The organism is Pseudomonas sp. VMV1 (assembly GCF_056790235.1).
Map to the genome: position 1 here is coordinate 1 of NZ_JBXGSE010000014.1, position 24,101 is coordinate 24,101.

Genomic DNA, 24,101 nt, shown 5'->3' on the forward strand with positions numbered 1-24,101 from the left:
GCACCCTCCTGCTTACGCAGGATTTAGTGTGTTGCGTTCACCGGTTGAATCCACAGGTGAAAGCTCAGCCTCCCGGAAGAGAGGCTGGCCAGGATTACGCTCAAGCCTTGCGAGCTTGCGCCTTTACCGCGTTGATCGCGCCCCGCCGGGGTGCGAAGTAGATCGCCGGCGCCTGCTTGGCAGCGCTGGCGAACTCAGCAGCGAAGGATTTGAAGAAACGCACTAGGTGATGTCGGAGCATGGTCGGCTCCTCGCCAGTACATGTCCTGAGCATACGCCCGGGCTGGTGCCATCACAACGGCTTTGTGCCACTGTTTTGGTGGCAGTTTTGCAGCTGTCGCCATTGCAAAATGACACCGGTTATAGCCCCGCGTAACGGAGCGAAGTAGATGCGCGGTGCCTCGCGGGCCGCCGTCATGAACTCCACTACCGCCCTGATTACCTTCGCGCCTTCGATGAACATCTTTCATCTTCTTAAATGCCCTTTAGGACGTAAGGCCCACGTAGGAGAGCCACAGCAAGGCATCGACAGCCAGGATGGTGTGCAAGGGAGCAAATGTTCGAATCACCCCGTCCTGACCACATAACCTTAGAGAATCCACCCGTGTCATTCTTTGAAACCTCCCCCCTCTCACTTCATCAATCGAATCTGAGATGAAGAGTCTGAAGCAAAACCTCAGGCCAAAAATCGTAGCGCTGCGATTTAAGATGCAGTAGGCTCTTTTTGAAACGCAGCGCTACGATTTTGCTTGTGGTGCTTGATTGATCAACCCTCAGGAAGTCGCTATGACAACTGCTATCACTCCGCCCACCTTCTCAAACTTGTTGCAACGCCAATCTGCGCCGCTCGGTACCTGGCTCATGTCTGCATCGGCGAGTACAGCAGAGGCGCTGGGTTACGCAGGCTTCGACTGGCTGCTTGTGGACATGGAACACGTACCGATCGAATTCCGCGATCTTTGGCATATCTTGCAGGCCATCCAGTGCAGCGGTGCGCAGCCGATCGTGCGAGTGGCTGCCAATGATCCAGTGCTGCTGAAGCGCGCACTGGACCTGGGTTCGACCAATGTGATGGTGCCGTTCGTGGAAAATGCCGAGCAGGCCAGGGCTGCGGTCAGTGCCGTGAAGTACCCGCCCATGGGTACCCGTGGATTTGCTGCCGTGCATCGGGCCAGTCGCTACGGAACATGGAAGGGCTACGGTCAGCAGGCTAATGACTCGGTGTGTTGCATCCTGCAGATCGAAACCGCGACTGCACTGGCCAACCTTGAAGAAATCGCAGCCGTGCCGGGAGTTGATGCACTGTTCCTTGGCCCGGGTGACCTGTCCAGTGTCTGTGGCCATATCGGCAATCCGGCGCACCCTGAAATCCAGGCCATGATCAGCGACGCGGTTGCGCGCTGCAAAGCTATCGGCATGCCACTCGGCATTGTCGGCGGCACGCCGGAACTGGTTGGTAGCTACTTGGAGCAAGGTTATGCCTTCGCCGCCGTGGCCTCTGACATGGCGATGATGATGAGCAAGGCTAACGAACTGCTGGTGGCCTTGAAAGGCCGTCAGGCGCCCGAAGCGGTAGCGACGGCCTACTGACCGATTCCGCGCTGCGCTGAACATAGGCTACCCCACAAAGGGGTAGCAAGTGAGCATCCCTACAAGAATAACAATCCGGCGCCATTGTGCGCTGGAAGGAGTCTCGATGAACCAAGCACCTGTTTCCGGCCGCATCGCGGCGAGCGCCGCTGCTGCCGTAGCGCCTTCACGCACGCGCTACTGGATCATTCTCATCCTGTTCCTCGTCTCAACGCTGAACTATGGCGACCGGGGCATCCTGTCCATTACCGGCTCCGCTATCCAGGGTGAGTTCGCTCTCAGCCCTGTTCAAATGGGCTGGATCTTCTCGGCGTTCGCCTGGGCCTATGTGCTAGGCCAGTTGCCAGGTGGCTGGCTGCTGGACCGATACGGCTCCAAGCGCACCTATGCCGTCAGCATTTTCTGCTGGTCGCTTCTGACCCTGGTCCAGGCGTTCAACGGAGGCTTCAACGTCAGCCTGGTGGTCACAGCATTTTTTGCCTTGCGCTTCCTGGTCGGTCTGGCTGAAGCGCCGGCGGCGCCAGGCAACAGCCGGATGGTCTCCTCGTGGTTCCCGGCCAGTGAGCGGGGCACGGCATCCTCAATCTTCAACTCCGGGCAATACTTCGCGATCGTGCTGTTCGCGCCAGTCAGCGGCTGGCTCATCCACGCTTACGGTTGGCGCTCGGTTTACCTAATGATGGGCGTGTTAGGGTTCATCATGACTTGGGTCTGGGTACGCAAAGTGCATTCGCCGCTGGAGCACCCGCGTATTAATCAGGCCGAACTGGACTACCTGCGTGAAGGCGGTGCGGTGGTCGATATGGATGCCTACCTTGGCAAGCAGCGCAAAACCGACGACGCCTTGAAATTGCCGGCGATTCTCAAGGGCCTGTTGAGCAGCCGGATGATGGTTGGGATTTATATCGGTCACTACTGCTTCTCTACGATTACCTATTTCTTCACCACCTGGTTTCCGATCTACCTGGTGCAGGAGCGCGGGATGTCGATTCTCCAGGCCGGCTTCCTGGCCTCAATCCCGGCAATCTGTGGCTTTGTTGGCAACCTGCTGGGCGGGCTCTGCTCCGACGGCATCATGCGCAAGACCGGCTCACTGAGCCTGGCGCGCAAAGTACCAATCATCGTCGGGTTGCTGGCCTCCACCAGCATGATCATCTGCAACTATGTGTCCTTACCCTGGATGGTCATCGCAATCATGGCGTTTGCCTTCTTCGGCAAGGGCTTCGCATCACTGGGCTGGGCGGTCATGGCCGATGCCGCACCCCGGCAGGCCGGAGGGGTAACGGCTGGGCTGTTCAACACGTTCGGCAACATCGGTGGCATCACCACTCCCATCATCATTGGCTTCATCGTGCAGGCCACCGGCTCCTTCAACATGGCACTGGTGTTCGTCGCGGCCAATGCACTTCTGGCGATGCTCAGCTACCTGGTGGTGGTCGGCCCGTTGCGCCGTCTTGAACTGACTCCGACAACACCTGACAAGAGAAAGATTCGCGATGTCTAATACGAAACCGCTGGTGCTATGCGTCGGGCCCCTGCTGCCTGCCTTGCAGTTACAACTTGAACAACACTATCAGCTGCTAGAACTGTGGCGCTGCGATTCGCCTGCCGCGCTCCTGGCCGAGCAGGGCGCGGATGTTCAGGTGTTGGTGACCACGGGCGTGCACGGCGCCAGCGCAGACCTCATCGGGCAGTTACCAGCCTTGCGCGCCATTGTCTGTTTCGGTGTGGGAACCGACGCCGTGGACCTGAAAGCAGCCCGCGCCCGGGGTATTCAAGTCAGCAACACGCCAGATGTGCTCAACGATTGCGTAGCCGATGCTGCCATGGCCCTGCTGCTTGCCGTCGCCCGGCAAGTGGTGGTGGCTGACCGTTTCGTCAGAGCCGGGCGTTGGGGCGCAGAGCGCTTTGGCTTGTCCACCGCGCTGGGTGGCAAGACTTGCGGCATCCTCGGCATGGGGCCGATCGGCCAGGCGATTGCCCGGCGTGCCAGCGCCTTCAGCATGCAGGTGATTTATTCGAGCCGCACGCCAAAGCCGCAGTTGGCATACACCTACCATGAGTCGTTGCTGACGCTGGCCGAACGCAGTGATTTCCTGGTGCTGGCGGTGCCCGGTGGCGGCGCTACCGACGGCCTGGTCAACCAGCCGGTGCTGGAGGCGCTGGGCGCCAATGGGATGCTGGTCAACGTGGCGCGTGGCTCGGTGGTGGATCAGCCCGCGCTGATCGATGCGCTGATCAATGGCCGGATTGCCGGGGCGGCACTGGACGTGTTCGCGGACGAACCGCATGTGCCTGCTGCCTTGCGTGAACTGGATACGGTCGTGTTGTCGCCACATGTGGCAAGTGGCACGAAGGAAACGCGTCAGGCCATGGCCGATAGGGTGCTTGCTAACCTGGCAGCGCTGTTTGCCACCGGATTGGTGCTGCACCCGGTGCGTGAGGGCTCGCACTGATGGAGCTGTGGCAGCATCTTGGTTTCATGCTGTGTGTCGTCGTCGCTACCTTCGCCCAGAACGCCACCGGCTTTGCGTTCGGCCTGTTGTTGCTAGGGCTGACCGGCATATTGGGCCTGGCGCCCATGGAAACCGTAGCGAACGTGAGCTCGATCCTGACGCTGGCCAACGCGCTGGTCATGGTGCGCAAGTGGCCGGGGCTGCCGCGCCAGCTGGTACTGCTGGTGCTAGCCTGCAGTCTGGCGGGTGTCGTGGGTGGCGTGCAATTGCTGTCATTGCTAGGCACGCATGAGCGGGCCCTGCTGGAGATCATCCTCGGCATCACCATCATCGTATGCAGCTTCATGCTGGTCCTGCAGTCCCAAGGGCGACAGCAGATGTCGGGCCGGTTCGGTTTCGCCTTTTTCGCCAGTATTTCCGGCGTGATGGGCGGGCTGTTTTCCAGCGCCGGGCCGCCTTTGGTCTACCAGCTCTATCGCCAACCACTGGCTGTGCAGGTCATCCGCGACACGCTGATCGTGGTGTTCGCGGTCAATGCGTTGATGCGCCTGAGCGTGGTGGTAGCGACACACCGATTCGAGCTGCAGGCAGGCTACCTCTCGCTGGAGGCATTACCAATCGTGTTCCTGCTGACATGGTGGATGCGACGACACCCACTGGCCATTTCACCGCGGGTGCTGCGTCTGGCGGTATTTGGTCTGTTGCTGCTGGCCGGTGCGAGCCTGATCGCCAAGGTGCTGGCTGCCGCTTAGTCTGGCCGGCGGTACTGCGTGCGCCTCTTACTGGCGCACGCTGCTCTCGCGTACGACGAGCTCGAAGCCCAAGTCGATGACCTGGGGCTGATCGGGCAGAGTGCCAGCCTCGATCCAGCTCAACAGCCGGGTGGCGACGGTACGCCCGATTTCGCCAGGGTAGGGGCGCACGGTGGTCAGGCGCGGTGCACTGAGCTTGCTCAGTGGCAGGTCGCCAAAGCCGGCGATTGCCAACTGATCCGGCACGGCAATGCCGCGGCGCCGCGCTTCAAACAAGGCAGCGATGGCCAGTACATCGTTCGAACAGCACAGACCTTGTGGCCCGTCGCCGTGACGGGCAATTTCATCGAACACCTCGTTGAGTTCGTCCTGCGACGTGTTTTGCTCCAGCGCGATCACCTGTGCGCTCTGCCCCTTGCCAGCCAGCCAGGCACTGAACCCTTCAGCGCGCTGGCGGGCGCGGTGGTCGAGGTGCATGCGGGTTCCAACATAGACGAAGCGCTCCAGCCCCTGCGCGTACAAGTGCTCAGCCAGGGCTGCACCGACGGCTTCGTGGTAGAAGCCGACCTGCAAATGGAACGGGTCGTTACCCAGTTCCCACATCTGCGCCACGGGAATACCGGTGGCTTCGAGTAGTGGGCGGGCGGCGGTGTGATCGCTACCGGTAACGACCAAAGCTGCCGGTGACCAGGACAGGTGAGCGCGCAGTAACTCCAGCTCGCGTTGTGTGTCGTAGTCGCTGTTGCTTATCAACAACTGGTAGCCACGACGTTCGAAGACTTCTTGCATGGCTTGCAAGGTTTCCGAGAAGAAGGCATTGATCATCGACGGCACGATCACTGCGACTGCGCGGCTGTGGTTACCAGCCAGCGCGCCGGCTAGGCGATTGATGGTGTAGCCAGTGTCGGCGATGGCTTTGCGGATGCGTTCAGCACGCTTGCTGGAGACCGAATCCGGGTCGCGCAGGAACAGCGATACCGTGCTGGGGGAGACCTTGGCCTGTTCAGCAACCACGCCCATGGTTACCCGGTTGATCCGAGGGCGGCGTGCCGCGCCGTTGCTGATTTCGCTGTCTGATCTGTCGCTCATCGCCACCTCATTTTTCGAAGGCAAAAGCATGCGAGCCTGACGGGACCAAGTCAATCTCAAAGCGTATCGCTGGGGTGCTTGCGTGTTCGTTTTCGAAAATCAATGTGTCATTTCGAAGGTATTCGTAGCGCTACGATTTCACCTACGCTACGCTCAGTAGGTAATTTTGCAGCGCTGCGATTTTGCCATTGCAACGCTGCCCAACCCGCGTTGGAGAACAAATATAAAAATGAGCACGTCCCTTTTTACCTTCCTGAGCATGCTGTTTTTCACTGTCCTGGTTGCAGTGATCTCCTATCGGTTTACCCGCCAGGCCAAGGACGTTGGCGCCCATGGCTACTTCATGGCTAGCGGCGGTCTGAATGGCTGGTTCATCGCCGGATCGATGATGCTGACCAACTTGTCAATCGACCAGCTGGTGGGCCTCAACGGTGATTCGTACGCCCATAACCTCAGTTCCATGGCCTGGGAGGCGACTGCCGCCGTTTCGACCATCGCCTTGGCCCTGTTCTTCCTGCCGCGCTACCTACGCGGTGGTTTCTCGACCCTCCCGGAATTCATCGAGAAACGTTATGACCGCAGCACGCGCCGGGTGGTCAGCGCGCTGATGGTTGCCACCTATACCCTGGTGCTCAACCCGGCCTCGTTGTACCTGGGGGCGATCACCTTCAACCAGATCTTCGACCTGCAGGGAATCCTCGGCTGGTCGTATCCGGCCACCATCAGCCTGCTGGTTGTCGCCACCGGGGTGATCGGTGCCGCCTATGCGGTACTGGGCGGGCTGCGGGCGGTGGCCGTGTCGGACACCATCAACGGCATCGGCCTGCTGGTGGTGGTGATCCTGATCCCGATCATCGGCCTGTGGACGCTGGGGCAGGGTGATGTGCTGTCCGGTGCCCAGACCCTGCTGCACGACAACCCGCAAAAACTCAACGCCATCGGCGGCAGCGAAGACAAGGTGCCGTTTGGCGCCGTGTTCACCGGGATGATCTTCGCCAACCTGTTCTATTGGTGCACCAACCAGGCCATCGTGCAGAAGAGCATGGCGGCCAAGAGCTTGGCCGAGGGCCAGAAGGGCGTACTGCTGTCCGGTTGCCTGAAACTGCTGGTGCCGCTCGCCATGCTGATGCCCGGGGTGATCGCCTGGCACCTGTTCCGCGACCAGCCCCTGGCCAACTCGGACCTGGCCTACCCGGCATTGGTCGCGGCGCTAATGCCCTGGTGGATGAAAGGCTTCTTCGTGGCGGTGATCTTCGGCACGGTGATGAGCCACTTCAACGCGATCATCAACGGCACGGCGACCTTACTGACCTATGACTTCTACAAGTCGATCCGGCCCATGGCCTCGGACGAGACACTGGTGCGCTTCGGCAAGCGTGTCAGCGTGATTGCCGCACTGGTTTCATTGGTAGTCGCACCGATGCTGATGTACACCCCGGAAGGCATCTATGCGGTCCTGCGGCGCTTTACCGGCTTCTTCAACATGCCGATCATCGCCATCATGCTGTTCGGCTTCTTCAGTGCCCGCGGCGGTGCGACGCCGGCTAAGCTGGTGCTCGGCCTACATGCGGTGTGCTACGCGGTACTGGTGCTGGGGCTGAAGATCGACGCCCGCCTGGGGATCAGCTTCATCCATGTCATGGGCATCATGTTCGCGGTAGAGATGGCCTTGCTGGTGCTGCTACGCAAACACTTCGACCGCGCCACCCCCTATGTCTCGCCCACCCCGGCACGCACCGTGGATCTGACGCCATGGCGGCATGCGGGTAGCTTCAGCGTGCTGCTGTTCGCCGCCCTGGTGTCTATCTACCTGACCTTTTCACCCCTGGGTATCGCCCGTGTCGGCGGGCCTGCCGGGCTCTACCTGTCGCTGCTGGCGTTGACCTGGCTGCTGGCTTTTGCCGGCGTCGCGCTGTGCCGTCGCCGCTTTCGACGCCTGACTGTCACCCAAACTCTGCCTGACTACGAGATCAACCCACGATGAATAGCGTATCCATCCCCCAGAAAGTGAATCTGCACCAGGCAGGCGAGCAGGTCCTCCTGGAAGTGGACGGGCGCCTGCTGTGGTGCCACAGCCCGATGCAGCCGGCGGTGTTCGCCGGCTACGGCGAGGCCGAGATGGAAATGCAGCGTGGTAACTTCCGCATCCGCGACTACGTGCAGGAGCGCGTGGCCCTGCGTCATGCCCGCCTCGATGCCCAGGCCGGGTTGATCGAGATGCGCGCCTGGGCCGAAGGTCCGCTGCTACTGACCCTGCGCCTGGACTGCCAAGGCGAGCGCGTGCGCCTGCTCATGCAGGCGCCGCAGCCAGGTTGCAATCGTCTTTGGCTACGCTTGCCCGCCGAGGCCGACGAGCAGGTCTGGGGCAGCGGCGAGCAGATGTCTTATTTCAACCTGCGCGGGCGCAACTTCCCGTTGTGGACCTCCGAGCCGGGCGTTGGCCGGGACAAGTCGACCTGGCTGACCCTGCAGGCTGACAACGAAGCCAATGCCGGTGGTGATTACTATCACACCAACTACCCGCAACCGACGTTCATCTCCTCGCGGCGCTACAGCGCACACCTAGTGACTAGTGCGTATGCCGATTTCGACTTCCGCCACGGCGACTTCCACGAACTGCAGGTGTGGGCGGTGCCCGAGGCGCTGGAATTCTTTGTCAGTAACAGCTACATCGACCTGGTTGGCGCCCTCAGCCGCTATTTCGGCCGCCAGCCCCGCCTGCCGCAGTGGGTGCTCGACGGTGCGATCCTCGGCCTGAAGAATGGCCGTGAGCACGCCGAACATCACTTGCAGACTGCGCTCGAACACGGCACTAAGGTCAGCGCGCTGTGGTGCGAGGACTGGGAAGGGCTGCGCATCACCTCGTTCGGCAAGCGGCTGTTCTGGGACTGGCAATGGAACGCCGAGCGCTACCCCGACCACCAGGCCTGGGTCGGCAGCCTGCACGAGCGCGGCCTGCGCTTCCTCGGTTATGTGAACCCTTATCTGTGCAACGACGGCCCGCTGTTCGCCGAAGCCGAAGCGGCGGGCTTCCTCGCCACCAGCGCCGAAGGCGGCACTTACCTGGTGGACTTTGGCGAGTTTCTTTGTGGCGTGGTCGACTTCACCCTGCCAGCGGCGGCGCAATGGTTCGAAACCCGGATCATCGGCCAGGAGATGCTCGACAAGGGCCTGTCAGGTTGGATGGCGGACTTCGGCGAGTATCTGCCGATCGACGTCAAACTGGCCGGTGATGCCAACCCCATGCTCGAGCACAACGCCTGGCCAGTGCGCTGGGCCGAGGTCAATGCCCGCGCTATCGGCAACGCCGGGCGCACTGGCGATGCACTGTTCTTCATGCGCGCCGGCTACAGCGGCGTGCAAGCGCATTGCCCCTTGCTGTGGGCGGGTGACCAGTCGGTTGACTTCAGCCGCCACGATGGCCTGCAGACGGTGATTTGCGGCGCGTTGTCGTCCGGCTTGCTGGGCAATGCCTATCACCACAGTGATATCGGCGGCTACACCAGCCTCTATGGCAACTGCCGTACCGCGGAGCTGTTCCAGCGCTGGGCGGAAATGGCTGCGTTCACCCCGGTGATGCGTACCCACGAAGGCAACCGCCCGGACCAGAACCTGCAGTTCTGGCAAGACCCGGCCACCCTGGCGCATTTCGCCCGCATGACCCAGGTGTTCGCCGGCATGAAACCCTACGTCGAAAGCCTAATGGATGAGGCTCAGGCCAGCGGCCTGCCGTTGCAGCGGCCCCTGTTCCTGCATCACGAACAGGACGCCGGCTGCTACGCCGTCCAAGACCAGTACCTGTATGGCCGTGACCTGCTGGTGGCGCCCGTGCATGCCGAGGGCAAGGCGCAATGGAGCGTCTACCTGCCGTCTGGCGAGATCTGGCAGCACTGGTGGAGCGGCGAGCGCTTCGAGGGTGGGCAGCGTATCGAGGTCGCGGCGCCACTGGGACAACCGCCGGTGTTCAGCCGCGTGGGCAGCCGCTGGCAAGCCCTATTCGAGAGCCTGTCCGTGCTCTGATCCGGCACGCCTACCTGAAATTGTCCCATTGCGCGCCTGCTGCGGCAGGCGCGTCGGCCCACTGCGGCCATGAAAGAGCGCTGCTGACATGAATAACAAGAATCTACGTGTCCTTGGCTTCACCCTGCTGGCCAACGTCTGCGCACTGCCCAGCCATGCCGAGCCGATCGTCTGGAAGGCCGGCAACCTCAGCATCAACCCCTACGGTATTCTCGATCTGAACGTGCAGACGGGCTCGTTCAGCAAGACTGCACCTGACCACACCATGGTCTCGGACGGCAACCTGCAGGCCTCGCGTTTCGGGGTGAAGCTCGACTACGCCTTGGGCGACAGCGGTTATGCCCTGCAGGCGTTCGGTGAGCGCGGGCTGGTGTTGCGCCGCATCTGGAAGGGCGGACAGGTCTCGACCAACCGCGGCTATGGCGTCGGCGTCAGTGGCCCGTTCGGCTCGGCGGCCATGGGCAGCCTGTACATGCCGATCTACTGGGTGTTCCTGGATTCGGACGTCGCCCTATATGGGTTGTCGAACATGGCGGCGATCATGAGCCTGGAGCACACTGCGGTACTGGGTAAAAGCGGCACGGGCGGGTTCTACGACACCACGGTGCGCTACCGCTCGCCTGAAGTGAACGGTTTTTCTACCGAACTTGGCTACTCCTACGGCAACTCCAGTATCGTAAACGGCCCCAACCAGAACCGTACTGGTGGCTTCAACGTGCGTTATCGCAATGGTTTCACCAAGTTGGGTTACGGCTACAACCGCCATGACTCGGCTCCTACCGAAACCAGCAGCGAGCTGTACACCCAGACGACCCACGTGGTGTCGGGCAATTACCTGTGGGGCGGCGTGATCTGGGGGGCCAACTATGTGTACTCCAAGCGCGACACCGAGGCTCGCTGGTTCGCCTCGGCGAAGATGGTCAATGCGCGGATTGTCGTCGACGACCACAATGACCTGACCTTCGGCGTTTCCCAGCGGATCGAGGCCGAGGGCGCCCGAGCCTGGGCGGCCCATGCCGGCTACATCTATTCGTTCAACCCCAATACCCAGCTGTATACCTATGTCTCGCACATCAACAACAACAGCCACTCCACCCAAGGCTTCTCGCTGCTCAGCGAAGATTACCCGAGCGTGGCGGCCGGCTATGACCCATGGGCTGGTACCTTAGGTCTTCGCTGGAGTTTCTGAATCTTGATTGTTATGAGCTCTGCCTTGCATCCGCAACTGAACCTGAGCTGCGGCGCCCTCAGCGCCGGAGTGCTGCCGAGCCTCGGCGGTGCCCTGGGCTACCTGCGCCTGGGCAGCTTCGAGTTGCTGCGCCCCTGGGACGGCAGTGACAGTGTGCGGCGCAGTGCCTGCTACCCGTTGGTGCCGTATTCCAACCGCATCGCCCACGGGCGCTTTAGCGCCAATGGCCTACTGCAGCAACTGCGCGGTAACTTCGGTGACCATCCGCATCCGCTTCACGGCCTTGGCTGGCAGCGGGCATGGCAGGTTGATGCGCACTCGCCGCAAAGCTGCTGGCTCAGCCTGCGTCACCATGCCCACGGCGCCGATGCCGAGGACTGGCCATGGGACTTCGTCGCTTGGCAGAGCATTGCTCTGAGTGAGGAGGGCTTGCACCTGCAGCTGGGGCTCACCAACCTCAGTGGGCAGCCGATGCCCGCAGGCCTTGGCTGGCACCCGTATTTCGAGCGCCAGGGTGAACTGCGGCTAGCTTTCAGCGCCACGCGGGTATGGCAGGCCGGGCCAGATGGCCTGCCGGCAGAGCGTACGGCAGTGCCCGAGACATGGGACTTCCGCCAGCCCCGGGCGGTAGGCGCAGTGGGCCTGGACAACTGCTTCGATGGCTGGGATGCCCACGCAAGCCTGTTCTGGCCCGACGCTCAGGTCGGCCTGCGTCTGCAGGCCGGGCCCGGCCTTGAACACCTGGTGGTGTTCACGCCGTCAGCACCTGCGGGCTTCATCGCGGTCGAGCCGGTCAGCCATCTGAACAATGCCATCAATTTCCCCACGCCCACGGCGCACGGTCTGGTCTGGCTGGCCCCGGGGGCGTCGACCGAACGTGCGCTGCGCCTGCTGCCGAGCAGCGCCAACCTGGAGAACCCTGCATGAGTGAAACCCTGACCTGTGTGGTCCGCCAGCCGTCGGAACTGGGCGAATGCCCGGTCTGGTCGGTTCGTGAGCAAGCCCTGTACTGGGCCGACATCCTCGCCGGGCGGCTGCATCGCCTCGACCTGCGCGATGGCCATGTGAGCAGCCTGCAGTTGCCCGAGGAACTGGGCTGTTTCGGCCTGCGCGAGCAGGGCGGCTTCATTGTCGCGCTGCGCTCCGGCATCTACCTGCTCGATGCTCAGGGGCAACTGGGCGAGCGCCTGGCCGACAACCCCAGCGGCGCCGAGCACAGCCGCTTCAACGATGGCCGCGTCGACCCTTGGGGGCGCTTCTGGGCCGGCACCCTGTGGCAACCGCGTGACCGCAATGGCGGGCAACTGGTGCGGGTGGATGCGCAGCGCCGTGTGCAGGTTATGGCCGGCGATGTGATGGTATCCAACGGCCTGGCCTTCAGCCCAGACCGCGCGTGGGTCTACCACAGCGACACCCCCAATCATGTGCTGTACCGCTACCCGCTGGATGCCGATGGCCACCCTGGCCCACGGCAGTTGCTCCGTGAGTTCTCGCGTGGCAGTGGCGGGCGTCCGGATGGCGCGGCATTCGACAGCGCGGGCTGCTACTGGAGCGCGCAGTTCGACGGCGGCCGGGTGTTGCGCCTGAGCCCTGACGGTCAGGTGCTCGCAGAAGTCCAGGTGCCGACGCGTTGGCCGACCATGGTCGCCTTCGGTGGCGAAGACCTACGTACGCTTTACATCACCAGTTCGCGCGAGAACCGCAGCGCCGAGGATCTCGCGGCCTGGCCCCTGTCCGGTTGCGTGTTCGCCATCCGTGTCGACGTACCCGGCTGCCCCGAGCCGCTGTTCGCCGGTTAAGTCCTTTCCATTAGTTCACGAGTACCCTTCACCATGAATCGTCATACCGATACGCAGTACCCCAGACTGGCCGGCAAAGTGATCTTCATCAGCGGTGGTGCTTCGGGCGTCGGCCGCGCCTTCGTCGAAGCGTTCGTCGCACAGGGCAGCCGTGTCGCCTTTCTTGACCTGGATGCCGACGTTGGGCAGGCGCTAGCACAGACGCTGGGCGCCAACGTGCTTTTCTTACGGTGCGATGTGCGTGATATCGAGCGCTTGCAGGCGTGTGTGGCCGAAGTGGAACACACCTGGGGTGGCATCGATGTGCTGATCAACAACGCTGCCCGCGATGACCGCCATGCCTTGGCCGATGTCAGCGTCGAGTACTGGGACGAACGCATGCAGACCAACCTGCGTCACGCCTTCTTCGCTGCGCAGGCCGTCACGCCCGGCATGGCGCGGCGAGGCAGCGGGGCAATCATCAACATGGGCTCGATCTCGTGGATGCGCGGGCGGCCCGGGATGATCTGCTACACGACCGCCAAGGCAGCGCTGAACGGTATGACACGTACCCTGGCGCGTGAACTGGGCGCGCAGGGTATCCGGGTCAACAGCCTGGTGCCGGGCGCCATCCGTACCGAACGTCAGGATGCTATGTGGGCCGCCGACCCGGCCGGCCTGGAAGCGGCGAGCCAAGCTTTCATCGATCAGCAAATGCTCAAGTTCCGCCTGGATGCCAGCGATTGTGCGCGCCTGGCTCTGTTCTTGGCCAGTGACGACAGTCGTGGCTGCACCGGCCAGAACTTTGTCGTCGACGCAGGACTGTCGATTCAGTAACCCCCAGATCGTCTTCAGGCACTTATTTTGCGAAAAATCGTAGCGCTGCGAAATCGATCTAAGTATGCTCCGATTATCCAGTTCGCAGCGCTACGATTTCGCGTGGTGCCCTTGGCAAAAGGCTCAGCTCATGTTTGAAAAACACAAGAAAATCGAAGAACTGCGCAGCCAGCGATGGTTCGCCCCAGACACTATCCGTGCATTCGCTCATCGCCAGCGCCTGCAGCAGATTGGCCTGCGTCGTGAGGAGTTCATGGGAAAGCCAGTGATTGCCATCCTCAACACCTGGAGCGAGATGTCGCCCTGCCATTCGCACCTGCGGGAGCGTGCCGAAGCGGTCAAGCGCGGTGTCTGGGCAGCGGGAGGCTTCCCGGTGGAGTTGCCCGTGCAGTCAGTGGGCGAGGTAATGGTCAAACCGACCACCATGCTGTACCGCAACCTGCTGGCGATGGAGGCTGAAGAGCTGCTGCGTTCGTTACCAATCGACGGCGCCGTGCTGCTGGGCGGCTGCGACAAGTCCACGCCTGGCTTGCTGATGGGCGCACTGAGCATGGACCTGCCAGTGATCTACTGCCCGGCGGGGCCGATGTCCAACGGCCAGTGGCGTGGCGTCAAGACAGGCGCCGGCACCCACACCAAGAAGTACTGGGACGAGCGCCGCCTGGGGCTGATCGACACGATCGCCTGGGAAGAACTCGAAGGCGCCATGACCCGATCGATCGGCACCTGCAATACCGTCGGCACGGCCTCGACCATGACCAGCATCGCCGACGCCATGGGCTTCACCCTGCCCGGCGCATCGAGCATTCCCGCCGCTGACGGCGCCCACCCGCGGATGGCCTCGCAGTGTGGCTCGACCATCGTCGACCTGGTCTGGCGCGACCGCCGTCCTTCGACCTGGCTGACCGACAAGCACGTGGCCAACGGCGTGGCGGTGTACATGGCCATGGGCGGGTCGACCAATGCGGCGATCCACCTGATTGCCATCGCCCGGCGCGCCGGCATTGACCTGACCCTCGACCAGCTGGCTGCTGCTGCCGCGAAGATCCCGGTGCTGCTCAACCTGTTCCCGTCCGGCACGGCGCTGATGGAGGACTACCATTTTGCCGGCGGGCTGCGTGCGCTGATGCGCAAGATCGAACCGCTCCTGCACCTGGAATGTGAAGGCGCCACCGGGCAGAGCTGGGACAGCCTGCTGGCGGATGCCCCGTGTTACGACGACGACATTATTCGCCCACTCGACAACCCGGTGGTCAGCCTCGATCAAGGCGCGACCCTGGCGCTGCTGCGCGGCAACCTGTGTCCTGACGGCGCAGTGATGAAGTCCTCAGCAGCCGACCCGCGCCTGCGCCGCCACAGTGGCCCGGCATTAGTTTTCGATGACCATGAAACCCTCAGCCGGATGATCGACGATCCAGCGCTGGAGGTCACTGCAGACACCGTGCTGATCCTGCGCAACGCCGGCCCCGTGGGCGCGCCAGGCATGCCCGAGTGGGGCAACCTGCCAATCCCCAAACGCCTGCTGGAAGCCGGTGTGCGCGACCTGCTGCGCATCTCCGATTCGCGCATGAGCGGCACCCATTATGGCAGCTGCATCCTGCACGTGGCGCCTGAGGCCGCTGTTGGCGGGCCGCTGGCGCTGGTGCGCACGGGCGACATCATCGACCTCGACGTCGCTGCCGGCACGCTGAACATGCGGGTCAGCGATGACGAACTGGCGCGCCGCCGCGCCGAGCATGTGCCGCAGCACAAAACTTATGGCCGCTCCTTCGCTGCGCTGTACCAACAGCATGTGACCCAGGCCAACGAAGGTTGCGACTTCGATTTCCTTCAGGCCGGCGAAGCCGTGCCTGAGCCACCCATCCACTGAACCTTGCCCAGGAAACTGACTGATGCTCGAACTCAACGATCCTTCTTTGCTCAAACAACAGGCGTTCATCGACGGCCAATGGGTAAGTGCCGATTCCGGCGAAACCTTTGTCGTCACCAACCCCGCCACTGGTGAGGTACTGGCGCGTGCTCCGCAGATGGGCGCCAGCGAAACCGAGCGCGCGGTGCTGGCCGCGCACCGTGCCTTCAAGCCTTGGAAGCGCAAGACCGCCAAGGAGCGCGCCGAACTGCTGCAGCGCTGGTACGCGCTCATGGTCGAACACCAGGAAGACCTTGCCCGCCTGCTGACCGCCGAACAAGGCAAGCCACTGGCCGAAGCCCGTGGCGAGCTGGCCAACGGCATGTCCTTCGTGCAGTGGTTTGCCGAGGAGGCCAAGCGCGTGTATGGCGATACCATCCCGCAGCCCTCGGCCGACAAGCGCATCATCGTCATCAAGGAGCCGATCGGCGTCGCCGCAGCCATCACTCCGTGGAACTTTCCCCACGCGATGATCACCCGGAAGGTGGCCCCGGCCTTGGCCGCCGGTTGCCCGATGGTGCTACGCCCGGCCAGCCAGACGCCGCTCTCGGCGCTGGCCCTGGCTGCCCTCGCCGAGCGCGCGGGCATCCCCGCCGGCGTGTTCAGCGTGGTCACCGGCAGCGCGACCCAGATCGGCAGCGTGCTGACCGGCCACCCGCTGGTGCGCAAGTTCAGCTTCACAGGCTCCACGCCGGTGGGCAAGCTGCTGATCGGACAATGCGCCGAGACCGTGAAGAAGGTGTCGATGGAGCTGGGCGGCAACGCGCCGTTCATTGTCTTCGATGACGCCGACCTCGACTTGGCCGTAGAAGGCGCGATGCTGTCCAAATTCCGCAATGCCGGGCAGACCTGCGTCTGCGCCAACCGCATCTACGTGCAGGACGGCATCTACGACCGCTTTGCCGAGAAGCTCGCCGCTGCCGCCGCGGCCCTTCGCCTGGGGAATGGCGCCGAGGCCGGCATCACCCAAGGCCCGATGATCGACGAGAGCGCTGTGCGCAAGGTCGAAGAACACATCAGCGACGCCCGCGAGAAAGGCGCCCGGCTTATCGCCGGCGGCCAACGCCACGCCCTGGGTGGCAGCTTCTTCGAGCCGACCGTGCTCACCGAAGTCACCGCGCAGATGAAGGTGGCCCATGAAGAAACTTTCGGGCCACTGGCGCCGCTGTTCCGCTTCTCTAGCGAGGACGAGGTGGTCGAGCGGGCCAACGCCACGGAATTCGGCCTGGCCAGCTACTTCTACAGCCGCGACATCGGCCGCGTGCTGCGTGTCAGCGAGAACCTCGAATACGGCATGGTCGGCGTCAATACCGCAGCCATCGCCAACGAGATGGCGCCGTTCGGTGGTGTCAAACAATCGGGCCTTGGCCGCGAAGGTTCGCGCTATGGCATCGAAGACTACCTCGAAATCAAGTACGTGTGCCTCGGCGGCGTCGACCGCTGAAGTTTGGCAAAGGGGGCCGTTGCTGCCCCCTTTGACTGAGCATCCATAAGAACAATATGCCCTGCATGGAGTAGCCCCATGTCCGATACCCTAATGCGCGCCGCTGCGTCTGGCGAGGCGGCCTGGCGCTCATCCCACTGGTGTCGCTCGCCAGCCACGGCGTTCCGAACGCTTTCGGCCATACACTTACTAAGCCAGCCAGCGTGCATCAGCCGCCAGATGATCATCGACTTCGGTTCTTGGCCACCTATGAATAGGCGTTCGTCCTGGTGGCCTACGAGCACCCAATCCCCACCAATAAACTCGGGCCCTTTCGCAGTCGCCTGGGGCGTCCCCGCGTTAATCGATGTTCAGATGCACACACCTTATGGCCCCAGCGCGTTATTCTACAGCTAGGGCCCATTCATCACCGATCGTTTGCCGGAGCTAGCCTATCAGGGCCATCTCGCGCCCCCCGACATACTGCGGTTGGGCATTGCCGGAAGTAATAAGTGATGCAGGCACACGCACCGCAAACTCTGTGTAGACCTCTACAGCCTGTGCATGTGCAGGTGTCAACTACACCGTCTTCATCGAGCGCATGATCGAGTGAAAGATTCTTACAACGCGGCCTGGCTTCAGGTGGCTGCCACAAACATCTCAGGCGCAGCTGGTCGAGCAGGTTGCCCTGGTGCTCGATCCAGTTGAGCAGTGCCTCTGCGAGAACCGGAGAGAATCCCTGGTCCAGTGCGGTAGCAGCCAGTTCAGCCACGAGCCTGGAAGGCAGCATCTCAATGGACGCGTCCCCCAAGTCAAAGCACGACGGGACCACCTCTCGCGGGGTGCCCTCGAGCTCGTCGAACTCAGCGCCCAGGACATCCATCAGTTGCGCGAGCGCGAGATATTTGGCCTTCAGCTGCGGATCACCTCCACCCTGGTGGGTGGCAGCGAAGTATTGCAGCGCTTCGAGCATCACCGATGGCTCGGGAATGCCGGCCGCTTCATTTGGCACGAAGTGCCAGCAGTGCACGAATGCACCCCGCTCGCTACGCGACACGACGGTTCTGTCATCGAACTCGATGTCGTCGTCCGGCATTGCCTGCGCAGCGCTCACGAACGCGTTTTCCTCAGGCGTCACACCGAAAGCGTTGATGCAGTCACCGAAGGTCAGCCCTCGTTCGATGGCGGCCTGCAGCAGCTGTTTGGCGTCGAGCGCGCGCAGCGAATGCACGAGCTTCAGGACATCCGCTTCGGCACAGGGACGTACCGCATTTTCGTGATTCATGGTCTAGCTCCTTAGTAGAGCCAGGCCGTGTCCCTACCGGGACTAGGCCCGGCTGGGTGGGGTTATGAGTAGATGATGCGTTCGATGGACACGAGCGGTATCAGGGTCTGCTTGAGCAGCTCCATTGGGGTGTCGACGATCAGCACGTGATCGCCAAGGGCCTCCGGGAACAGACACAGCAACGTGCGCCCATCCGTGAGGCGGGCGCGAAAGCTCGTGTGGACATCCACCTCTCCTTCGGCAAAGTTGATTCTGGCCCAGGGATACACCTGGCAGAGCCGTTCACGCTCAACGTCGGAAAACGTCGAGACGAAGCCTGAGTAGAGATAATTCGCAAGGTGGGGAGCGGTGACTTCCATGGTCTCTCCGGTAGAGGGCGAGACCAGTCCCTGCGGGAGAGCTCCCGCCAGGGTTTATCGATGTGCTGATAGAGGATCAGCTGCCTTTCGACGCGGCCACCATTGGCCACGCTGAAACCGCTTTGCAAAGGCCTGCTTTGCGAAACGGTTTCCGATCCGTCGATCCAGAGCCACGAGGGCCCTGGATCGACATCGGCGTTCCCAGCAAGAGGAACGGGTGCAGCGGCGCAGGCAAGCCTGGACCGCCGCTGATGTAGAAGGAAAGCTCTATTTCTCTGCCTGATTAGCCTTGCGGATCAGATCGTCCGTAGTGCTCGACAGCAGTCTCCACAAAGCCACGGCGGGCGCCCAGTAGCCGTACATGGTCTGTCTGGCGCCGCGCTTGAAGCCACGAATAAAGTCATTCATAGCAATTCCTCTCAGTACTACACATGTGGAAGGCCGCGATACGGCCTATCAACTCGTTTTAGTCTAGATTCTTGCAGGCTTTGATGGTGGATTTTATCACCCACCAGAGCAAAAAAATGCAGTCTCCAGCCAAAATCACTTTTTCCAGTACGGTCAGTATCGGAACAAGTGGTCTGCCAAACTCGAACGTCCCTATGAGGTAGGTAAACCACGACAGCAGGAGCGCCGCCGACGCAAGGACAAGAAAGAACATCACACCAAAAAACGTGTGTGCGATGAACTCTCCAAGAACGTCATTTTTTTTCATCGTGTTATCTCCGGTTATGGCGGAGATAACAACGCCCTGACGGGGTTGTTAAACCCCGCCGGTTTAGTGAGTGCTGGTGGTACCAGCTTTTCAAAACAGACCACCATGGGTCTGCCTGAAACCGCTTGAGCAAGCTGCTCTTGCCGAAGCGGTCTCTGCCCCCCTCAGCCAGGCTGAAGGGGGGCGAGATCGTCATACCGCGAGTCGATAGGTGCCAGGCGAGACGCGCTCGAAATAGCGCTCGTCCTGGACGACCTGCCGAATCTTGGCCTCCCAGTGGTTATTCGCCCGGGTAGCCGCGTAGGCCTCGAGCTGCGTGTTGATCTCCTTGAGGTGCAGCGTCTTGCCACCCTGCAGCAACCGACGCACTGCGGCTCGCCAGGTGATGCCCTGCATGGCCTGAGCGCGCTGCTGGACCTTGGCCAGGAAGTGCAGTGAACCGCGCTCCTTGCGAAAGACCAGCAGCTTCTCGTGCGCGATGCGTACGACGTTGCCGCTGTAGGTTCGCCGGTCCGAGACGCAGTTGTGCTGCGCCTTGATCAGCTCGTCGATCAGCTTGCCGGGCGCGACCCGCTCCACCAGCGAGGAGAGATTGAAGTACTCCCCCTGCCGGCGCAGGTTGCCCATCAAGATGCCGTAGGTACCGCCGCGCTCCATGGCGTCGTGGATGTTCATCAAGGCCAGCTCCAGCGCCTCCACGAACTCCCTCATCGCCATGCGGCTCATGTCCCACCGGTTGGGTTCACCCCAGACGTTCCCGCTGTACTGGATCATGTCCAGGTACGCCGGGTGCCAGAAGCACGAATGTGCCTCCTCGCACAGGAACGTCTGCAGATCATCCAGCAGCAGGTTGAAGCCCTGGTGCAGGTCGGTACCTTTGAAACGCAACCCCATCTCCTGAGCCACCTCGACAGAGGTGCCCCCGCCAATGCTGGGATCGAACGCCAGGCCATCCTTGCGCCGGTGGTAGGTCGCAAAGAAGCCCTGAATGACGTGGCCACTGCAGTTCCCGCGGTAGCGGCTATTACCCCAGGGTCCACGGTCCGGGAAAGACAGGATCGAGTTCGGAAATTTCATGATGTGCTCCAGTTAAAGGAGGCACACCCCCTATCGGGGGTAATGCCCCGATAGGGTTGAGTTGTTGATCAGTCGTTCGGCGGCACGTGACTGAACGCCGCCAATAGCTCGGTGACATCGGTGGGTTTGCACACGATGCGCTGGACATAGAGGTCGAGACCACCCACAGAAACGCAGGAGTTCGGCTTTTCCTCGTCATCCCAATCGCTATCTCCATCCTGCAGGAAGAAGAGATTGATCGGGCTGTCTGCCTCGACCAAGACCTCCCCGCCGTTGTTGTAGCGAACCAGGACATTGACCGTACCGGTTTCGCCTTGCTGGGCTACCGTCAGGGACCAAGGCTGCTGCTTACCGACGCCACCGCTCAGGATGAATGGATCCAAGCTGTGCGCCTCAGGAATGCGTTGAAGGTCGTCGACGACGCCGATATTGAACCGCTGCGCCGCCAACGCTCCCATGCCGTCCATTAGGAACCGCCTGGCGGCATCTTGCATGTCGTAACCGACCGCTTGATCAACCAGTTTGAAACCGCGGGATACGAGCGAGCAGGTGTAGGTGAGTTTCATGACTATCTCCGGGAGTAGGAGGTGGCCATGCCCCGAGGGGGACATGGCCACCCAGGGGATTAGGAAACGCAGACGCTGCGACGGGCAACCGCCGAAGCATCGAAGCAGAGGTCGTCGACGGCCTGAGTCGAGAGACTCCAGGCCGAGACAAGGCACCGGGGCTTACCGAACTGATCGCGCGCCGGGGTGCGCCACAGCGGTAAGGCCATCACGTACCGGCTGCCATCGAAGAAGCCGATGATGGAACCGGCGGCCGATGCCCGCGGTGCGATGTGGCGAAATAGCCGTTTGCCGAAGGGAGACACGACGAAGCGACTCGCCGCGTCGACCGTGCTCAGACCAGCTACCTGGGCAGTCACCCGGTAGTCAGCCATTTCAAACGTGCAGTGGTAGAGGTTCATGCCGATCGCTCCAGAGTGAAGCGAGGCTATGACCCTGCAGGGCCAGTAGCCCCGCAGGTGGGTGAGGTGCTGACCAGGTCAGCTGAGGAATCTGCCACCGCACATGCGGGGGGCAGAAAAGATCACTTTCGCAAGCTGGGCTTGGGAAAGCGATCTCGAACGGATAGGGAAAGGTGCTGGGCTGCCAGCTCAGGCGTCGATGCGCGGTCCGACTATAGCGAAGCGGCAAGGCCAATGCCAGCAAAGCCCCCTCTGGACGCCTAAGCGGCCAGAGGGGAACGTCTACGCAGCTGCGTAGCGGTTGGGGCTGAAGACCCGGGCGCGCCCGCGCTCGTAGAACACCAGCAGGTCGTCGAAGCCGTCAGCGCGTTCACGGACCTGGGTGAAGCGCGGACGCTTCCCGGGTGCCAGTTCGCGGAGGAGCTCGAGAACCGCACCGTCTGATAGCTCCCAAAGCAGGATCTTCATCGTATCGGTAGTGACGCTCGCGCGCCGGCCGATCTGGCGTGGCCCCAACAGCCTTGCGGCTTGAAGAATGATGGTCATGCATGCACCTCGAGAAAGGCGGGCACGCACGCCCCTAGCGGGCATGAATGCCCGCTAGGGTTGAATCTCAGGTCACGCCGGTGAGGACGCGCTGAGTTGGCCGATCACGCTCATCACGCGATCGGGGTATTGGGTGTAGCTGCAGCCGACGCTACGCATGAGAGGCAAAGCCTCCTGCACGCGCACAGGCGGCCCAGAGCTACCGCGTTGCGAGATGCATCAGGTCGTCGACGCTGTCGATCTGTTCCAGCTCGGGCGTGACGTCTTTGACGTAGATGCGGTTGTGCCCGGTGGGCATCACAAGCGTACCCAGCTCGCCAGGGCCATACAGGCTCAGGTGATCGAGGCAGACTTCGTTAAAGACCTGGACACGCGCGCCAGCCGGCAGGCCGGTGGCATGGATAAGGGTCGGTTTGCCATCGTCCAAGAGGACAGCGACACCAAATCCCTCCCTTTTAACGCTCAACCAGGAATCCTGGCCGGCGCCGCCGGCGTTCAGGTGACTCTCGATGAGGTCATCGATCTCCTTCGAGGAGAGCGGGTCGACCTCACCGTCGTTGCTGGCCACATCCACCAAAGGCGCTGGATGCTGGCCCTCGTGCAGCTGCCAGAAACGCAGAGCGGCGATGACTGTGTGAAGGGTACGTTCGTTCATGGTCTGCTCCTTGATGCGAGGCCATGATCCCCACGCGGGATCATGCAGCCCCGCGCTGGGTTGGTAATGTGCTGACTAGGCGTCAGCTGGCTTTCCCGGCATCGACATCGATGACGGAGAAGTCTGCTCAGCAAGCCTTCGCTTGCTCAAAAGACTCGGTAGAAGGCCCGCCCCCGGGCGGGGGCAGGTGTGTCACGCAACAGTCAGCAGGGCGGAATGCGTCCGCCGTAGCGTCTCTCGGGATAGCAACATGCCGCGGTCAGTCCCGGTGCCTAAGCACAGGTCCAAACCGAACTCGGCGATCAGTTGGGAAGCGTTGCCCGGCGCTGTAACCGCGGCGCCGGCGAGGCAGCTGCTCAGCAGCTGAGCAACCTCTTCCCCGGGCAGCGTGCTGGTGACCACGTCGTCGCCGGTGTGGTGGTCCCGCACGATCAGCTGATCGGCTGCGGGCGCAGTCGTGAGCAGCTTGCGCAGCGTCGGCGACAGCCTGGGGATCACCTCGGGCGAACCCAGGTGATACTCCTTGAGCAGCGTAGGCTGTCCGAAACGGACGACCACCTGGCCAATATCACCGTAGTGCGCCAGCTGGCGGCATCCGGTGAGCGCCTGGCCGAGGCCGCCCCAACGAGCGTTGCGGCCCGTCTGATCGAGGATTCCCAGGATCCGATAGCCTTGGAAGCTATGGACGAACGGGACCACGATGCGGTTGCCGAGGCGACCACGGCCGACGACGGTGAAGGACCAGAAATCGGTCCCGCAATGCGAGGGCTGCCGGAGGCGCACACGCGAACCTGCTCGCTTGAGTAACAGCTGGCAGACCAGCAGGGCTTGATGGGTATTCATGGTTTTGCTCCTGGGTGGGAGCGGGACCATCCCAGTGCGGGGTGATCCCGCAGTGGGTTAAGGGTGTTGCGTACCGTCTACCGCTTCGCTGGCCGGGATACCGCTGAGAGCCAGTACCTCGTCGAACGTGTGGAGCCGAGACCAGCCGGCCTCTTTGCTCCACACCCCGCCTAGGTACACCTGAAACGGCTCAGGCGTGTAGTGGCCATACTTCTCAGGCTGAGCCAGGATCAGATCGATCTGCGCCTTGTATTCGTCGTAGCGTGACCGGTTGAACCCGGCAACGGCTTCTAGCGACAGCGGCAACCCGCAACGCACCAGCCCGACCGATCCGTTGACGTCACGCTCGAATTCCTCAGGCGAGCAATTTGAGTATGCGTCGCGCGTCCTGCGCTCGGTCTGCACCTCAAACCGGCACGACGCGCCGTCCAAGAAACAGTCGAACGAATGGCGGCCTTGGTAGCTCGAGCGCCAGCGGACCCGAAGGTTGAGCATGGTTCGCTTGAGCTCAGCAGAAGGCTGCGTTTGGGTAGTCGTCATGGGGTAGCTCCTAAGGAGTGAGCGGCCCCTCCCCCGACGGGAGAAGGGCCGCGAGGGGGGCGTTGATGCCC

The 24,101-nt window shown here is 62.2% G+C and carries 25 protein-coding genes; 12 read left to right on the plus strand and 13 right to left on the minus strand.

Features of this window, described 5'->3' with window-relative positions:
* Positions 1-100: 100 nt before the first annotated feature.
* Positions 101-241 carry a hypothetical protein gene (locus tag ACUCV0_RS23095; RefSeq protein ID WP_482213824.1) on the minus strand — a complete coding sequence of 47 codons (141 nt, stop codon included), beginning with the start codon at positions 239-241 and terminating at the stop codon, positions 101-103.
* 581 nt (positions 242-822) lie between these two features.
* Here ACUCV0_RS23095 and ACUCV0_RS23100 point away from each other — a divergent pair.
* The 4 genes from ACUCV0_RS23100 to ACUCV0_RS23115 all read left to right on the plus strand — a co-directional run bounded on the left by ACUCV0_RS23100 (position 823) and on the right by ACUCV0_RS23115 (position 4,798).
* On the plus strand, positions 823-1,590 hold the full coding sequence (locus tag ACUCV0_RS23100) for a 2-dehydro-3,6-dideoxy-6-sulfogluconate aldolase (protein WP_482213851.1): 768 nt from the start codon (positions 823-825) through the stop codon (positions 1,588-1,590).
* A 106-nt stretch (positions 1,591-1,696) separates the two neighbouring features.
* Positions 1,697-3,094, plus strand: a complete 1,398-nt coding sequence (locus tag ACUCV0_RS23105; RefSeq protein WP_482213825.1) for an MFS transporter — start codon at positions 1,697-1,699, stop codon at positions 3,092-3,094.
* The gene (locus ACUCV0_RS23110; protein ID WP_482213826.1) at positions 3,087-4,046 is read left to right on the plus strand and encodes a 2-hydroxyacid dehydrogenase; all 960 of its coding nucleotides are present in this window, start codon (positions 3,087-3,089) and stop codon (positions 4,044-4,046) included. The genes ACUCV0_RS23105 and ACUCV0_RS23110 overlap by 8 nt, the downstream gene beginning before the upstream one ends.
* Positions 4,046-4,798: a TSUP family transporter gene (locus ACUCV0_RS23115; protein WP_482213827.1), complete on the plus strand. Its 753-nt coding sequence runs from the start codon at positions 4,046-4,048 to the stop codon at positions 4,796-4,798. Before ACUCV0_RS23110 ends, ACUCV0_RS23115 begins: the two co-directional genes overlap by 1 nt.
* 27 nt (positions 4,799-4,825) lie before the next feature.
* Here the strand turns inward: ACUCV0_RS23115 and ACUCV0_RS23120 are convergent, their stop codons facing one another.
* The gene (locus ACUCV0_RS23120) at positions 4,826-5,887 is read right to left on the minus strand and encodes a LacI family DNA-binding transcriptional regulator (protein ID WP_482213828.1); all 1,062 of its coding nucleotides are present in this window, start codon (positions 5,885-5,887) and stop codon (positions 4,826-4,828) included.
* A gap of 229 nt (positions 5,888-6,116) precedes the next feature.
* Here ACUCV0_RS23120 and ACUCV0_RS23125 point away from each other — a divergent pair, with 229 nt between their 5' ends.
* From ACUCV0_RS23125 to ACUCV0_RS23160, 8 genes are all read left to right on the plus strand, one after another.
* Positions 6,117-7,871 carry a solute:sodium symporter family transporter gene (locus ACUCV0_RS23125; protein ID WP_482213829.1) on the plus strand — a complete coding sequence of 585 codons (1,755 nt, stop codon included), beginning with the start codon at positions 6,117-6,119 and terminating at the stop codon, positions 7,869-7,871.
* Positions 7,868-9,907 (plus strand): alpha-glucosidase, encoded by a 2,040-nt coding sequence (locus ACUCV0_RS23130; RefSeq protein WP_482213830.1) that lies wholly within the window; start codon positions 7,868-7,870, stop codon positions 9,905-9,907. Before ACUCV0_RS23125 ends, ACUCV0_RS23130 begins: the two co-directional genes overlap by 4 nt.
* A gap of 88 nt (positions 9,908-9,995) precedes the next feature.
* Entirely contained in the window at positions 9,996-11,096 is a 1,101-nt protein-coding gene (locus ACUCV0_RS23135; RefSeq protein ID WP_482213831.1) for a porin, read from the plus strand.
* A 12-nt stretch (positions 11,097-11,108) separates the two neighbouring features.
* Positions 11,109-12,023, plus strand: a complete 915-nt coding sequence (locus tag ACUCV0_RS23140) for an aldose 1-epimerase (protein ID WP_482213832.1) — start codon at positions 11,109-11,111, stop codon at positions 12,021-12,023.
* The gene (locus ACUCV0_RS23145; protein ID WP_482213833.1) at positions 12,020-12,895 is read left to right on the plus strand and encodes a 6-deoxy-6-sulfogluconolactonase; all 876 of its coding nucleotides are present in this window, start codon (positions 12,020-12,022) and stop codon (positions 12,893-12,895) included. The genes ACUCV0_RS23140 and ACUCV0_RS23145 overlap by 4 nt, the downstream gene beginning before the upstream one ends.
* Positions 12,896-12,928: 33 nt before the next feature.
* Positions 12,929-13,711, plus strand: a complete 783-nt coding sequence (locus ACUCV0_RS23150) for a sulfoquinovose 1-dehydrogenase (protein ID WP_482213834.1) — start codon at positions 12,929-12,931, stop codon at positions 13,709-13,711.
* Between the two features lie 130 nt (positions 13,712-13,841).
* Positions 13,842-15,581, plus strand: coding sequence for a 6-deoxy-6-sulfo-D-gluconate dehydratase (locus ACUCV0_RS23155; protein ID WP_482213835.1), 1,740 nt, complete (start codon positions 13,842-13,844; stop codon positions 15,579-15,581).
* A 22-nt stretch (positions 15,582-15,603) separates the two neighbouring features.
* Positions 15,604-17,064 carry a 3-sulfolactaldehyde dehydrogenase gene (locus ACUCV0_RS23160; RefSeq protein WP_482213836.1) on the plus strand — a complete coding sequence of 487 codons (1,461 nt, stop codon included), beginning with the start codon at positions 15,604-15,606 and terminating at the stop codon, positions 17,062-17,064.
* 406 nt (positions 17,065-17,470) lie between these two features.
* On the opposite strand, the gene ACUCV0_RS23165 is transcribed toward ACUCV0_RS23160, so the two are convergent.
* The 11 genes from ACUCV0_RS23165 to ACUCV0_RS23215 all read right to left on the minus strand — a co-directional run bounded on the left by ACUCV0_RS23165 (position 17,471) and on the right by ACUCV0_RS23215 (position 24,030).
* The gene (locus ACUCV0_RS23165; RefSeq protein ID WP_482213837.1) at positions 17,471-18,328 is read right to left on the minus strand and encodes a hypothetical protein; all 858 of its coding nucleotides are present in this window, start codon (positions 18,326-18,328) and stop codon (positions 17,471-17,473) included.
* Positions 18,329-18,390: 62 nt separating this feature from the next.
* Positions 18,391-18,687, minus strand: a complete 297-nt coding sequence (locus ACUCV0_RS23170) for a hypothetical protein (protein ID WP_064307007.1) — start codon at positions 18,685-18,687, stop codon at positions 18,391-18,393.
* A 267-nt stretch (positions 18,688-18,954) separates the two neighbouring features.
* A complete protein-coding gene (locus ACUCV0_RS23175; protein ID WP_171991231.1) occupies positions 18,955-19,095 on the minus strand; it encodes a hypothetical protein in 141 nt (46 codons plus the stop codon).
* A 58-nt stretch (positions 19,096-19,153) separates the two neighbouring features.
* Positions 19,154-19,402 carry a hypothetical protein gene (locus ACUCV0_RS23180; RefSeq protein ID WP_074585459.1) on the minus strand — a complete coding sequence of 83 codons (249 nt, stop codon included), beginning with the start codon at positions 19,400-19,402 and terminating at the stop codon, positions 19,154-19,156.
* A 192-nt stretch (positions 19,403-19,594) separates the two neighbouring features.
* On the minus strand, positions 19,595-20,479 hold the full coding sequence (locus ACUCV0_RS23185; RefSeq protein WP_482213838.1) for a DNA adenine modification methylase: 885 nt from the start codon (positions 20,477-20,479) through the stop codon (positions 19,595-19,597).
* A 68-nt stretch (positions 20,480-20,547) separates the two neighbouring features.
* Positions 20,548-21,045, minus strand: a complete 498-nt coding sequence (locus tag ACUCV0_RS23190; protein WP_482213839.1) for a hypothetical protein — start codon at positions 21,043-21,045, stop codon at positions 20,548-20,550.
* A gap of 59 nt (positions 21,046-21,104) precedes the next feature.
* Positions 21,105-21,446, minus strand: a complete 342-nt coding sequence (locus ACUCV0_RS23195; RefSeq protein ID WP_482213840.1) for a hypothetical protein — start codon at positions 21,444-21,446, stop codon at positions 21,105-21,107.
* A 282-nt stretch (positions 21,447-21,728) separates the two neighbouring features.
* Positions 21,729-21,992: a hypothetical protein gene (locus ACUCV0_RS23200; RefSeq protein WP_074585467.1), complete on the minus strand. Its 264-nt coding sequence runs from the start codon at positions 21,990-21,992 to the stop codon at positions 21,729-21,731.
* Positions 21,993-22,191: 199 nt separating this feature from the next.
* Positions 22,192-22,647: a hypothetical protein gene (locus ACUCV0_RS23205; protein ID WP_482213841.1), complete on the minus strand. Its 456-nt coding sequence runs from the start codon at positions 22,645-22,647 to the stop codon at positions 22,192-22,194.
* A 192-nt stretch (positions 22,648-22,839) separates the two neighbouring features.
* Positions 22,840-23,490 carry a hypothetical protein gene (locus ACUCV0_RS23210; protein WP_482213842.1) on the minus strand — a complete coding sequence of 217 codons (651 nt, stop codon included), beginning with the start codon at positions 23,488-23,490 and terminating at the stop codon, positions 22,840-22,842.
* 57 nt (positions 23,491-23,547) lie between these two features.
* Entirely contained in the window at positions 23,548-24,030 is a 483-nt protein-coding gene (locus tag ACUCV0_RS23215; RefSeq protein ID WP_482213843.1) for a hypothetical protein, read from the minus strand.
* Positions 24,031-24,101 lie beyond the last annotated feature (71 nt).